The organism is Cellulomonas flavigena DSM 20109, from assembly GCF_000092865.1.
Lineage (GTDB): Bacteria > Actinomycetota > Actinomycetes > Actinomycetales > Cellulomonadaceae > Cellulomonas > Cellulomonas flavigena.
Genome location: NC_014151.1, coordinates 2,797,020 through 2,809,865, shown reverse-complemented (window position 1 = coordinate 2,809,865; position 12,846 = coordinate 2,797,020). Strand labels below are relative to the sequence as shown.

Below are 12,846 nucleotides of genomic sequence, written 5' to 3'. Positions count from 1 at the left end.
GACGAGCATGGCGCCCGGGGACGCGCGGACACACCCGTCGAAACGCTTCGGGCGCTCGCCGTCCACCCGTGCCGGCGACGCGGTGCCCGAGGTCAGCGGGTCAGCGGTCAGCGGGTCAGCGGGTCAGCGGAAGACGATCGTGCGCCGGCCGTCCATCAGCACGCGGTGCTCGGCGTGCCAGCGCACCGCCCGCGCCAGCGCCCGCCGCTCGACGTCCTGGCCCAGCGCGACGAGGTCCTCGACCGCGTGCGCGTGGTCGACGCGCTCGACGTCCTGCTCGATGATCGGTCCCTCGTCGAGGTCACCGGTCACGTAGTGCGCCGTCGCGCCGATGAGCTTGACGCCCCGGTCGTGCGCCTGCGCGTAGGGGCGGGCGCCCTTGAACGACGGCAGGAACGAGTGGTGGATGTTGATGACCCGCCCCTCCAACCGCCGGCACAGCTCGTCCGAGAGGATCTGCATGTACCGCGCGAGCACGACGAGCTCCACGTCGAGCTCCTCGACCAGCTCGAGCAGACGCGCCTCCGCGGCCGCCTTGGTGGCCGCCGTCACGGGGACGTGGTGGAACGGGATGTCGTAGAAGTCCGCCATCGGCCGCAGCACGTCGTGGTTCGACACGACGGCCACGAGGTCCACGGGCAGGTTCTCCGAGCGCTGCCGGAACGCGAGGTCGTTGAGGCAGTGCGCGGCGGTCGAGACCATGACGAGCGTGCGCAGCGGACGCCCGACGACGTCGAGCCGCCAGGTCATCTCGAATCGCACCGCCAGCGCCTGGAGGTCCTCCCGCAACGCGTCCGCCCCGGCGTCCGTCGTCACCTGCACCCGCATGAAGAACAGCCCCGACAGCGGGTCGCCGAACTGCTGCGACTCGGTGATGTTGCCGCCGTGCTGCGCGAGCAGCCCGGCGACGGCCGCCACGATGCCGGGGCGGTCGGGGCAGGACAGGGTGAGGACCAGGTGCGTCGGGTCGACGGGCGATGTGGGGGACACGAGGTCCGAGGGTAGTGCGCGGGCGCCGCGGGCTGACACCATGGCGCCCATGACCGCCCTCGACATCCGCCCCGTGACCGTCGACGACGCGGGTGAGCTGCTCACGCTGCGCCGCGCCGCGTTCGTCACCGAGGCGCAGCAGTACGGCGACCCGAACATCCCGCCGCTGACGCAGACCCTCAAGGAGCTCAAGGCCGACCTGGGCGCGGACGGCGTCATCACGCTCGGCGCGTGGTGGGGACACCGTCTCGTCGGCTCGATCCGCGTCCTCGTCGAGGGCACCAAGGCGACGCTGGGCCGCTTCGCCGTCGCGCCGGACCTGCAGGGCAAGGGCATCGGCACGGAGCTGCTCTCGGCGATCCTGCCCACGCTGCCCGACGGCATCGAGGAGGTCTGGGTGTTCACCGGCCGCGACTCGCTGCAGAACATCGCCCTCTACAACAAGGCCGGCTACGAGCACCAGCACGACCAGACGGCCGGCGACCTCACGTACGCGTACCTGCGCAAGCTCCTCGGCGAGGGCGAGGCCGTCCAGGCCTGAGCCGCTCTGCCCGGCTCGCCCGCCCCGCGACGCAACCTTTGCGGCGTCTCGCGCGTGAGAAGGGTGTGGGGACGACGACGGACGCAGCGCGTGGTCCTCGACGCGGGGGCAAGGACGCGGACGAGCGCGTCCCGCTCGTGCCGCCCCTCCGTGGCGACCGGGACCAGGAGTTCGTCGCGTTCGTGGCGGACTCCGGTCCGGCGCTCGCACGGACCGCCTGGCTGCTGTGCGGTGACGTGCACCAGGCGGACGAGCTCGTGCAGCAGGCGCTCGTGCGCACGTGGCTGGCGTGGGACCGTGCACGCGAGCGTGAGCCGCTGGCGTACGCACGACGGGTGCTCGCGAACCAGCGGGTCTCGACGTGGCGACGGCGCAGCCGGGAGGTCCTCGCGGCGGCCGAGCACCTGCCGGAGCGCGCCGTGGAGGGCGGGCAGTCGCTGCACGACGACCGCGACCAGCTCGCCCGGGCGCTCGCGACGCTGACGCCCCGTCAGCGACGCGTGGTGGTGCTCCGGCATCTCGAGGGGCTGTCCGAGCAGGAGGTCGCCGACGACCTGGGCATCTCCGTGGGAACGGTGAAGTCGACGGCCTCGCGCGCGCTGCGGCAGCTGCGGGAGACGATGGACCGGTCCACGCACGGGTCCGCGGGTCCCGGTGCGGGAGGTGCGCGATGACGACGACCGACGAGAGCTGGGCGGCCGAGCTGCGGCAGCGGCTCGACCTGCTCGTCCCCCCTGCCGAGGTCGATGCGGAGCGGGCCGTGGAGCGGGCGCGCCGCCGCCGGGCGGCGCGGCGCGGCGGCGGAGCCGCCCTCGTCCTCGTGGCGGTGCTCGGCACGGCGTGGGGGGTCGCGTCCGGTGTCGTCACCCCCGACGTCCCGCCCGCGGGCGTCGGCGGGCCGACGGCCGGGCCGAGCGACGCGCGGACGCCGACGCCCGCCCTGACACGCTCGCCCGACGCCGCCGGCGGCGTGGCCCGCGCCGTGCCGGCCGAGGCCGTGGTCGCCGAGGACGGCACCGTCACCGGCGTGCCCGGTGACCCGTGGGAGGGCGACGCGCCCTACTGGTACGTCCGGGTCGAGCTGCGCACCGGCGAGGACGTCGAGGAGCAGGAGTGGTGGGCGAGCCGGGAGCGTCCCGGTCTGCTGCTGCTGGACGGGGTGACGGCGCGTGCCATCGGTCGAGGGCCGGCCGACGGCGTCGGCGGCGCCGTCGTGCTGGACGGCGTGCGGTACGAGCGGGTGTCGGACCCCCGTGCGCTGCCCACCGACCCCGCGCAGCTGCTGCGGGCCGTCGTCGACGCGGTGCCGCCCGACCCGTCCCCGCGCGCCGGGACGGTGCCCGACCCGCCGGCGCTCACCGACGCCGTCTTCGACGAGGTGCTCGGCGCACTGCACCATCGCGGCGGGCTGCTGCCTCGCGAGCTGCGCGACGCCTACTGGGAGGCGGCAGCCCTGCTGCCCGGCGCGTCGGTGGGGCCCGGCGAGGACGAGCTCGGGCGCGTGGGGGAGGTGCTGCGCGTCCCCGCGGCCGACGGCACCGAGAACCGGCTGGTGCGCGACCCGGCGACCGGGCTCCTGCTCGAGAGCAGGTCGGCCCACGACGACGAGGTCACGCGGTTCCTCGAGCAGCGCACCGCCGCCGACGTCCCCGTCGCGCCGTCGCTCGAACCGCTGGGCTGCACGTCCTGGGCGGAGTGCGTGCGCTGACCCGTACCACCCTCGGACGACCCGGACGCCCCGCGACGCAACCTTCGCGGGGCGTCCGGCGTGTAAGGGTGGTGAGAACGACGACGTCGCCACCGGCGACCCAGGAGGACACGATGCCCGGCGGCGACGGAGCGACGGAGCCGCTGGCCACGGTCCTGCCCCACGGTCGCACCCGGGACGAGGAGTTCACGGCGTTCATGACGGCCGCTGCGCCGTCGCTCGCCCGCACCGCGTGGCTGCTCTGCGGCGACGCGCACCAGGCCGACGAGCTCGTGCAGCAGGCGCTCGTGCGGACCTACCTCGCCTGGGACAGGGCGCGCGAGCGTGAGCCGCTGGCGTACGCGCGGCGCGTGCTGGCCAACCAGCGCATCTCGACGTGGCGGCGCCGGCGGCGCGAGGTGCTGTCGGGCGGGGTCCCCGATCGCGGTGTCGCCGACGGGCAGGACGCCCGGGCCGACCGGGACCAGCTCGCGCGTGCGCTCGCGCTGCTCACGCCCCGGCAGCGCCGGGTCGTGGTGCTGCGCCACATCGAGGGATTGACCGAGAAGGAGGTCGCCGCCGACCTCGGCGTCTCGGTCGGGACGGTGAAGTCGACCGCGTCGCGTGCGCTGCGGCAGCTGCGCGACGCCCTGGGGGACAACGACGACGAGACGACGCCCGCGGGCGTCTCGCGGGACGGAGGCCGGTCGTGACACGGACGGACGAGCAGTACGCGCAGGTCCTGCGGGAGCGGGCCGAGGCGGCGGTGCCGAGCGTCGACGTCGACCTCGACCGCGTCGTGCCACGGGCACGGCGCCGGCGCGCGGCGGTCCGCGGCGGGCTGGCGACGGGCACGCTCGTGCTGGTCGTCGGGGCCGCGTGGGGCGCGACGGCCGTCCTGGGCGTCGGGACGCCCCAGGGCATCGCGCCCGCCGGGCCGACGTCGCACGACGAGGCGGTCACGCCGGACGGCACCGCGCCCGCCGGGGCGTCGCCGACGGCGGCGGACTCGCCGGCGCGCCCGACCGTGCCGGCCGTCGCGGTGGTCGCCGACGACGGCACGGTGACGGGTGTGCCGGGGGACCCGTGGGGCGGGGACGAGCGCTACTGGTACGTCCTCACCGAGCAGTCGTGGGGGCAAGGCGCCGAGCGCATGGAGACCTGGAGCAGCCGCGAGCGCCCCGGTCTGATGGTCTACGGCGGCGACCTCGGCGACGTCGCCGCCAAGGGGCCCGTCGTGGTCATGGGCAGCTGGGGCGTCGCGGGGCAGCGGTACGAGATGCTCACCGACCCGCGGGTGCTGCCCACGGACGCCGCCGGGCTCGCGCGGGCTGCCAGGGTCGCCCTCGAGGAGGGCCGTGGCACGGGCTCGGACGACGACAAGGTCTTCGAGGTCCTGCGCACCTCGCTGTCGGAGGCCGGACTGTGGACCCCGGAGCTTCGGGAGGCGCTCTGGGGGGCGGTCGCGACGCTGCCCGGGACGCAGGCCTCGGTCGGGGAGGACGCCCTCGGCCGGACCGGCGACGTGCTGCGGTACACGGACTCGGCGGGGGCGGTGACCCAGCTCGTGCGCGACCCGGTCACCGGTCTGCTCCTCGAGGAGGTGCACCCCGGGGAGGGGCACTACGTGCGCTACCTCGAGCAGCGGGCGGTGGGCGAGGTGCCGCTCGAACCGACGCTCGAGATCGCGGGCTGCGGGGCGTGGAAGTCCTGCTGAGCGGGCGGTCGAGCCGCCGGCGCCCGGCCCTCGGGGCCGGGCGCCGACCGGCGCGTCGCGCCGCAGCCGGTCGTGCACCGCAAGCCGGCCGAGGAGCCCGGCCGCGAGCACCGCGGCAGCACCAGCGGCCTGCAGCGTCGTGAGGTGCTCGCCGCCGAGCGCGAGCCCGACGGCGACGCCGGTGACCGGGTCGAGGCGCAGCGTGGCAGCGTGAGCGCCCCGACCTCGACGTGCGGCCGCAGGAGGCTCGCCGGCAGGTGGCGGAGGGCCGTGAACCACGAGCCCACCACCGCCTGACGGTTGCTAGGCTGTGCGGGTCGCGACTGGCGCAGCAGGTGGGGCACCACCGGGGAGCGACGCAGCAGCTGGACCAACGGGTCGGACGCCTGGGCCCACGGTCACCCCACACCCGCGTGTGTGCGGTGCGCCGTTCGCGACCCGCACAGCTGACTGCGACAGGAGCCCCTGCATGAGCGACAACGTGCTCGACCAGAACCTCTCCGAGCTCGACCCGGAGATCGCCGCGGTCCTCGACCGCGAGCTGGCCCGCCAGCAGCACACCCTCGAGATGATCGCGTCCGAGAACTTCGTGCCGCTCGCCGTCCTGCAGGCGCAGGGCTCGGTGCTGACCAACAAGTACGCCGAGGGCTACCCGGGCCGCCGCTACTACGGCGGCTGCGAGGAGGTCGACGTCGCGGAGACCATCGCGATCGAGCGGGCCAAGGCCCTGTTCGGCGCGGAGTTCGCGAACGTCCAGCCGCACTCCGGTGCCACCGCGAACGCGGCGGTGCTGCACGCCATCGCGCGCCCCGGCGACACGATCCTCGGCCTGGCGCTGGACCAGGGCGGCCACCTCACGCACGGCATGAAGATCAACTTCTCCGGTCGGCTCTACGACATCGTCGCCTACGGCGTGGACCCCGAGACGTCCCTCGTGGACATGGCCGAGGTCCGCCGCCTGGCCCTCGAGCACCGGCCCAAGGTCATCATCGCCGGCTGGTCGGCGTACCCCCGTCAGCTCGACTTCGCGAAGTTCCGCGAGATCGCCGACGAGGTCGGCGCGTACCTGTGGGTCGACATGGCGCACTTCGCCGGCCTCGTCGCCGCAGGCGTGCACCCGAGCCCCGTCCCGCACGCGCACGTGGTGTCGTCCACCGTGCACAAGACGATCGGCGGCCCCCGCTCGGGCTTCATCCTCACCAACGACGCCGACCTCGCGAAGAAGATCAACTCGGCGGTCTTCCCCGGCCAGCAGGGCGGCCCGCTCATGCACGTCATCGCCGCCAAGGCCACGGCGTTCAAGGTCGCCGGCACCCCGGAGTTCCGCGACCGCCAGGAGCGCACCCTGCGCGGTGCGCGGATCGTCGCCGAGCGCCTGAGCCGGCAGGACGCGAAGGACGCGGGTGTCGCGGTGCGCTCCGGCGGCACCGACGTGCACCTCGTGCTGGTCGACCTGCGCGAGTCGCCCCTGGACGGCAAGCAGGCCGAGGACCTCCTGCACTCCGCCGGCATCACGGTGAACCGCAACGCGGTGCCCAACGACCCGCGCCCGCCGATGACCACGTCGGGCCTGCGCATCGGCACCCCGGCGCTCGCCACTCGCGGCTTCGGCGACGAGGAGTTCACCGAGGTCGCGGACATCATCGCCGAGGCGCTCATCGGTGGTGTCGACGCCGATGTCGAGGCGCTGCGCGCCCGGGTCAAGGTGCTCACCGAGCGCTTCCCGCTGTACCCCGGCCTCCGGCAGTACTGAGCGGAGACGTCCATGACCGCGCAGAAGCTCGACGGCAAGGCCACCGCGGCCGCCATCAAGGCCGAGCTCACCACCCGTGTCGCGGCGCTCGCCGCGCGCGGTGTGGTGCCCGGCCTCGGCACGCTCCTCGTCGGGGACGACCCGGCCTCGCACTCGTACGTCGCGGGCAAGCACCGCGACTGCGCGGAGGTCGGCATCGCCTCCATCCGCGAGGAGCTGCCCGCCGACGCCACCCAGGCCGACATCGAGGCCGCGGTGCGGCGGCTCAACGACGACCCGGCGTGCACCGGGTACATCGTGCAGCTCCCGCTCCCGCGCGGGATCGACACCAACCGCGTGCTCGAGCTCGTCGACCCCGACAAGGACGCCGACGGCCTGCACCCGACCAACCTCGGCCGCCTCGTGCTGCGCGTCAACGAGGAGGTCACCTCGCCGTTGCCGTGCACGCCCGCGGGCATCGTCGAGCTCCTCGAGCGGCACGGCGTGCCGCTCGAGGGTGCCGACGTGGTCGTCGTCGGGCGTGGCGTGACGGTCGGTCGCTCGATCGGCCTGCTGCTCACGCGGCGCGCCGTCAACGCGACGGTGACGCTCACGCACACCGGTACCGCGGACCTCGCCGAGCACACCCGCAACGCCGACGTCGTCATCGCGGCCGCCGGCGTGCCCGGCGTCGTCACGGCGGACATCGTCAAGCCGGGTGCCGTGGTCGTCGACGTCGGCGTCTCGCGCGAGATCGACCCGCAGACCGGCAAGGGCCGGATCGTCGGCGACGTGCACCCCGGCGTCTGGGAGGTCGCCTCGTGGGTCTCGCCCAACCCCGGCGGGGTCGGACCGATGACCCGCGCGATGCTCCTCGCCAACGTCGTCGCCACCGCGGAGCGCCACGCGGGCTGACCCCCGCGCGCCACGCCCGCACAGCTCGTCCCGAGGGCCCCGGTCCGCCATCCGGCGGCCGGGGCCCTCGCACGCCCCACCCCTCGCCGCCGACCGGAACCTGACTCACCGGACGGTGGGTGTAGCGGTGACCCACGTTCCGGTAGGCGGTGAGTTGTCGGGGTGGGGGGAGTCGGTACCGGCGACCACCGACGAGAGGAGCCCACGATGGGCATGGTCCGCACGCACCTGTGGTTCGCCAAGGACGGCCACGAGGCCGCGCAGTTCTACGTCTCGGTCGTGCCGCGGTCGCGCATCACGCGCGTCGTCGAGGCGGCCGACGGGATCCCGGACGTCGCGCCGGGCACCCCGTTCGTCATCGAGCTCGAGCTGGACGGGCACCCCGTGACGATCCTCACGGCAGGCCCGGCGTTCACGCTCGACGAGGCGTTCTCCTTCTACCTGGGCGTCGACACCCAGGAGGAGGTCGACCACTACTGGGAGGCGCTCGTCGCCGGTGGCGGCGAGCACAGCCAGTGCGGCTGGCTGAAGGACAGGTTCGGCGTGTCCTGGCAGGTCGTGCCGCGGGCGCTGGACGAGATCCTGTCGCGTCCCGACGCCGACGGCGTCCAGCGCGCGACGGCGGCGATGCTGCAGATGCGCAAGCTCGAGATCGCCCCGCTCGAGGCCGCGTACGCGGGGGAGTGAGCCCCCGCAGCGGGACGTCGGTGCGTGACGAGCGCGACGTCCCGCCGCGCCCCGGGGTGTCGGTGCCATGGGGCAGGATGACGGCGTGCTCACCGTCGCCAGCGTCAACGTCAACGGGATCCGGGCGGCCTTCCGCCGCGGCATGGGGGAGTGGCTCGACGTCCGCAAGCCGGACGTGCTGCTGCTGCAGGAGGTGCGCGGGTCGGACGAGATCCTCGCCGACCACCTGCCACCGGACGGCTGGCACCTCGCCCACGAGGCCGGGAACGCCAAGGGCCGCGCGGGCGTCGCGATCGCGTCGCGGCTGCCGATGAGCGCCGTGCGGGTCGGGCTCGGCACCGGTGTGACGGGCGATGCCGGGCGGTGGGTCGAGGCCGACCTGGAGGTTCCGGCGGAGGACGGACGCCCCGCCACGACCCTGACCGTCGTCTCGGCGTACCTGCACTCGGGCACCGTCGGCACGCCCTCGATGGACGAGAAGTACGCCTTTCTCGCGCACGTCACGGACCGTCTCGCGGCGATCGCCGCTGCCGGTGGACGCGCCGTCGTCGCGGGCGACCTGAACATCGCCCACCGCGAGGTCGACATCAAGAACTGGAAGGGCAACCTGACGAAGGCCGGCTTCCTGCCGGAGGAGCGTGCCTACCTGGACCGCTGGTTCGACGAGCTCGGCTGGCGCGACCTCGGGCGCGACCTCGCCGGACCCGGACCCGGGCCGTACACGTGGTGGTCCTGGCGCGGCAAGGCGTTCGACAACGACGCCGGCTGGCGCATCGACTACCAGCTCGCGACGCCCGCGCTCGCAGCTCTCGCCCGCACCGCGACCGTCGACCGCGCGGCGACGTACGACGCCCGGTTCAGCGACCACGCCCCCCTCGTCGTCGAGTACGACCTCTGACCGATCGCCCGGGCCCGACATCGGCCGGGTCGCGCCCGACATCGGCCGGGTCGCGTCCGGGTCAGACGCCGCCGCGGAGGGCCGAGATCGGCTCGATCGAGGCGGCCTTGAGCGACGGGTAGAGGCCCGCGAGCAGCCCGATGAGCCCGCCGGACAGCGCGGCCACGCCGACCATGCGCAGGTCGAGGATCGGTGTCCACTGCTGCGCGGCCGACACGATCGTGACGACCGCCACCCCGAGCGCCGCCCCGACGAGGCCGCCCAGCAGCCCGACCACCACCGACTCGACCATGAACTGCGCGCCGATCTGCCGACGAGTCGCGCCGAGGGCACGACGCAGACCGATCTCGCCGACACGCTCGAGCACCGACAGCAGGGTGACGTTCGCGATGCCGACACCGCCGATGAGCAGCGCGACGCCGCCGAGGGCGAGGAAGATCGCGTTGATGTCCGCCTGGACGTTCTCGCGGACCGACGAGCCCGCGGACGGCACCTTGACCGTGATCGTCTCCGGCGAGTTCGGTGCGAGCGCCGTCGGCAGCTGCGACCCGACGACGGGCCCGGCGCCGACGGCCAGATGCAGGTGCAGCTCCTCGGGGGTGGTCAGTCCGAGCTCGGCGCGGGCCGTGCCGTTGGGCAGGATCACCGCGGAGGACAGGTCGGTCCTGCGGACGAACCCGTCGACGACGCCCACGACCTGGTAGGCCCGGTCGCCGATGAAGATCGACGGTTGGCGGTCCACGCGCACGACCCCCAGCCGACGTGCGGCGTCGGCGCCGAGCACGACGACACGGTCGGCGCGCGTGTCGTGACCGGCGTCGAAGTACCGCCCCTGCACGACGCGTCCGCCGAGCGACTCCAGGGCGTGGGCGCTCGTCGCGACCACGGACGGGCTGGTGACCCGGGCGGCCGACGGGTCGTGCACGGGCACCGCGGTGACGTCGAGGCCAGTGGTGTCGAGCTCGGAGACGAGGGCGGCCGCCTCGACGCCGTTGAGCCGCTCGGCGCGCTCGGGCGCGTCCCAGGGCAGGGAGCCGAGGGCGCGCTCGCCGTTCATGCCCGACGACGTCGCGGGCTCGGCCACGCCTTGGGTGGCCGCGACCGCGTCGAACTGCTTGTTGATCTGGCCCGCCGCCGTCTGCGCGAGGCCCACGGTGACCACGACGGAGGCGATACCGAGAACCGTGCCGAGGATGGTGAGCACGAGTCGCCCGGGGCGTGCGCCGATGCCGGCGGCCGCCTCGGCGAGCAGGTCGCTCACGCCGAACCGGTCGACGCGCGGCACGTGGCGCGAGACGGTGGTCATGCGATCTCCCGCAGGTACCCGTCGGCGATCCGGACGCGCCGTTGGGCGCGTGCCGAGACATCGTCCTCGTGCGTGATCACCAGGAGCGTGAGACCACCGGCGTGCAGCTCGTCGAACAGCTCGAGCACGGCGGCCGAGCTCTCCGAGTCGAGGTTGCCCGTCGGCTCGTCCGCCAGCAGCACGCGAGGCTGCGAGACGACCGCGCGTGCGATGGCGGTGCGCTGGCGCTCACCGCCGGACAGGACCGTGGGCCGGAAGTCGAGCCGGTGGCTGAGGCCGACGCGGGCGAGCGCCTCGACCGCGCGGTCCCGCCGCTCCGCACGCGGCACGCCGCTGTAGATGGTCGCGAGCAGGACGTTCTCCAGCACGGTGCGGTGCGGCAGCAGGTGGAACGCCTGGAAGACGAACCCGATGTGCTGTGCGCGCAACGCGGCGCGCTCGCGCTCCCCGGCGCGGGCCGTGGGGATGCCGTCGAGCAGGTACTCCCCGTCGGAGGGTCGGTCGAGCAGCCCCAGCAGGTTGAGCAGCGTGGACTTGCCGGACCCGGACGGGCCGACGACGGACAGGTACTCGCCCGCGCGGACCTGCAGGTCCGCCGGGTGGAGGGCGTGCACCGGCGGCTCGCCGGGGAACTGACGAGCGGCCCCCCGCAGCTCCACGACCGGCGGGACCTGCTCGGACCCGCCCGGTGCGCCCCCCTGCGGCGCGTCGAGCAGGTCGAGGACGGTCACTCCTCCTCCTTCGTGGCGTCCGCGTCCGCGTCCGGATCCTCGGCGGTGTCCTCGCCCTCGTCGGTGTCCGCGGAGACGCCGACGACCACCAGGTCGCCCTCCTCCAGCGGTGCCTTCGAGGCCTTGATCTCGACGTAGCCGCCGGCGGCCAGGCCCGTCGTGACCTCGACGAGACGGCTCTCGCCGTCCTGCAGGAGCTCCACGCGACTCTCCCCGCCCGGACCTGCCGTCAGGGCGGCCAGCGGTACGGCGAGCACCGCGCCGTCCGTGGAGCTCACGGGGACCCGGACGCGCACGTTGCTGCCCTGCAGCGACGCCAGCTGCTCGGCCGTGAGCTCGCCGACGGTGAAGACGACCTGACGACGCTCGCCCGTGGGGGCCTTCGCGTCACCGTCGCCGCCGTCGCCTCCGCCGTCGCCCGCGGCGGCAGCGGCGTCCGGCACCGTGACCTCGGCGACCGTGACGGGCACCTCGGCACCGTCGACGGTGATGCTGCCCGCGGTACCGGGTTGCATGAGCTCGGCGTCGGCGCGCGACGCGGAGGCCGTGATCTGCACCGTGGCTCCCGAGACGCTCATGAACTTGCCCTGCACGACGCCACCGCGCTGCACCGAGACCGCGTCGACGCGTCGCGGCAGCGACGGCAGGTACACGACCTCCGTCGCCGGCAGCGGGGTCAGAGCCGCCTCCTGCGCCTCGCCGAGTGCCTGGCGGGCGGCGGTGAGCCGGTCCCGGGCCGCACGGACGGCCTCACGCTCGGCCGTCGTGTCGGGGGCGGCGTCGGCGGCCGCGCGGGCCGCGCGGGCGGAGGCGAGCGCCGCCTCGGCCTCGACGCGCGCCGGCGGCGTGCAGTCGACGGACGCCGGGTTCTCCGGGTCGACGGGCTGGGCGCACTGCTCGTCGAGGTACGCCAGACGCGCCTCGGCGACGCGGACCTGGCCGTCGAGCTCGGTGACGGACGAGCCGTTGCCGGCGCGGGCGGCCGCGGCGACCGCGGACTCCGCCGAGCGGACCTCCGACTGCGCGGAGGTGAGGTTCTCCTGGGCGGCCTTGACCGCGTCCTTCACCTCGTCGCCGCCGGTCGGCGCCTCGTACCCGACCTTCTGGTAGAGCGCGCGGACGCCCGCCGCGGCGGCCGCGTCGTACGTGGCGCCGGCGGGGTCGCCCCCGTCGAGACCCACGGCGCGCAGCGCGGCCTTCAGCTGCTGCACGTCGGGACCGGAGACCCCGGCGCGCAGCGTGCGGTACGTCGGCAGGTCACCCGGCAGCGCGATCACAGGACGCCCGACGACCTCGAGGACGACCGACGCCGCGTCGACGGTGGCACCGACCTCCTTGACCTGGCCGGTCACGACGGCCGCACCGCCGAGGTCGCCGGTCTCGATGGTCAGTGCCACGGGGTCGTCGTAGCCGACGTCCCCGCGGAGCACGACCTCGTTCCCGATGACCCGGCTCTCGACCGGCACCGAGATCGGGCCGGCGGTCGGGGGGGCGGCGTTCGCCGCGGCCTGCCCCGGTGAGACGATCAGCCGCGACAGCAGCAGGCCGAGGGTCAGGCACAGGACCGCGACGACGGCCATGGCGACGATCGTCCGGCGTCCGCCGCTGACGTGGGTGGAGATGTTCACGGTGTCGTCCTCGG

The 12,846-nt window shown here is 74.6% G+C and carries 14 protein-coding genes and 1 riboswitch; of the genes, 10 read left to right on the top strand and 4 right to left on the bottom strand.

Annotation, left to right across the window (positions count from 1 at the left end; all coding sequences use genetic code 11):
• Positions 1–123: 123 nt before the first annotated feature.
• Positions 124–990, bottom strand: a complete 867-nt coding sequence (purU, locus tag CFLA_RS12670) for a formyltetrahydrofolate deformylase (RefSeq protein WP_013117729.1) — start codon at positions 988–990, stop codon at positions 124–126.
• A 40-nt stretch (positions 991–1,030) separates the two neighbouring features.
• On the opposite strand from purU, the gene CFLA_RS12665 reads away from it, so the two are divergent.
• From CFLA_RS12665 to CFLA_RS12620, 10 genes are all read left to right on the top strand, one after another.
• Complete coding sequence (locus tag CFLA_RS12665) at positions 1,031–1,531, top strand: GNAT family N-acetyltransferase (protein WP_013117728.1); 501 nt, start codon at positions 1,031–1,033, stop codon at positions 1,529–1,531.
• A gap of 137 nt (positions 1,532–1,668) precedes the next feature.
• Positions 1,669–2,205: a SigE family RNA polymerase sigma factor gene (locus CFLA_RS12660; RefSeq protein WP_013117727.1), complete on the top strand. Its 537-nt coding sequence runs from the start codon at positions 1,669–1,671 to the stop codon at positions 2,203–2,205.
• On the top strand, positions 2,202–3,239 hold the full coding sequence (locus CFLA_RS12655) for a hypothetical protein (protein WP_013117726.1): 1,038 nt from the start codon (positions 2,202–2,204) through the stop codon (positions 3,237–3,239). The genes CFLA_RS12660 and CFLA_RS12655 overlap by 4 nt, the downstream gene beginning before the upstream one ends.
• Positions 3,240–3,352: 113 nt before the next feature.
• Complete coding sequence (locus CFLA_RS12650) at positions 3,353–3,931, top strand: SigE family RNA polymerase sigma factor (protein WP_013117725.1); 579 nt, start codon at positions 3,353–3,355, stop codon at positions 3,929–3,931.
• Complete coding sequence (locus CFLA_RS12645; RefSeq protein WP_013117724.1) at positions 3,928–4,935, top strand: hypothetical protein; 1,008 nt, start codon at positions 3,928–3,930, stop codon at positions 4,933–4,935. The genes CFLA_RS12650 and CFLA_RS12645 overlap by 4 nt, the downstream gene beginning before the upstream one ends.
• Positions 4,936–5,007: 72 nt before the next feature.
• Entirely contained in the window at positions 5,008–5,232 is a 225-nt protein-coding gene (locus CFLA_RS12640; protein WP_013117723.1) for a hypothetical protein, read from the top strand.
• A 12-nt stretch (positions 5,233–5,244) separates the two neighbouring features.
• Positions 5,245–5,334: riboswitch (ZMP/ZTP riboswitch) on the top strand.
• 70 nt (positions 5,335–5,404) lie between these two features.
• Positions 5,405–6,688: a serine hydroxymethyltransferase gene (glyA, locus tag CFLA_RS12635; protein WP_013117722.1), complete on the top strand. Its 1,284-nt coding sequence runs from the start codon at positions 5,405–5,407 to the stop codon at positions 6,686–6,688.
• Positions 6,689–6,700: 12 nt separating this feature from the next.
• On the top strand, positions 6,701–7,582 hold the full coding sequence (locus tag CFLA_RS12630) for a bifunctional methylenetetrahydrofolate dehydrogenase/methenyltetrahydrofolate cyclohydrolase (protein ID WP_013117721.1): 882 nt from the start codon (positions 6,701–6,703) through the stop codon (positions 7,580–7,582).
• Positions 7,583–7,789: 207 nt separating this feature from the next.
• The gene (locus CFLA_RS12625) at positions 7,790–8,269 is read left to right on the top strand and encodes a VOC family protein (RefSeq protein ID WP_013117720.1); all 480 of its coding nucleotides are present in this window, start codon (positions 7,790–7,792) and stop codon (positions 8,267–8,269) included.
• An 85-nt stretch (positions 8,270–8,354) separates the two neighbouring features.
• The gene (locus CFLA_RS12620; protein ID WP_148234356.1) at positions 8,355–9,167 is read left to right on the top strand and encodes an exodeoxyribonuclease III; all 813 of its coding nucleotides are present in this window, start codon (positions 8,355–8,357) and stop codon (positions 9,165–9,167) included.
• Between the two features lie 61 nt (positions 9,168–9,228).
• Here the strand turns inward: CFLA_RS12620 and CFLA_RS12615 are convergent, their stop codons facing one another.
• Genes CFLA_RS12615 through CFLA_RS12605 form a run of 3 tightly spaced genes read right to left on the bottom strand, consistent with a single transcriptional unit; the run spans position 9,229 to position 12,832 of the window.
• Positions 9,229–10,473 carry an ABC transporter permease gene (locus CFLA_RS12615; protein ID WP_013117718.1) on the bottom strand — a complete coding sequence of 415 codons (1,245 nt, stop codon included), beginning with the start codon at positions 10,471–10,473 and terminating at the stop codon, positions 9,229–9,231.
• The gene (locus CFLA_RS12610) at positions 10,470–11,204 is read right to left on the bottom strand and encodes an ABC transporter ATP-binding protein (protein WP_013117717.1); all 735 of its coding nucleotides are present in this window, start codon (positions 11,202–11,204) and stop codon (positions 10,470–10,472) included. Before CFLA_RS12610 ends, CFLA_RS12615 begins: the two co-directional genes overlap by 4 nt.
• A complete protein-coding gene (locus CFLA_RS12605; protein ID WP_013117716.1) occupies positions 11,201–12,832 on the bottom strand; it encodes a hypothetical protein in 1,632 nt (543 codons plus the stop codon). Before CFLA_RS12605 ends, CFLA_RS12610 begins: the two co-directional genes overlap by 4 nt.
• Positions 12,833–12,846 lie beyond the last annotated feature (14 nt).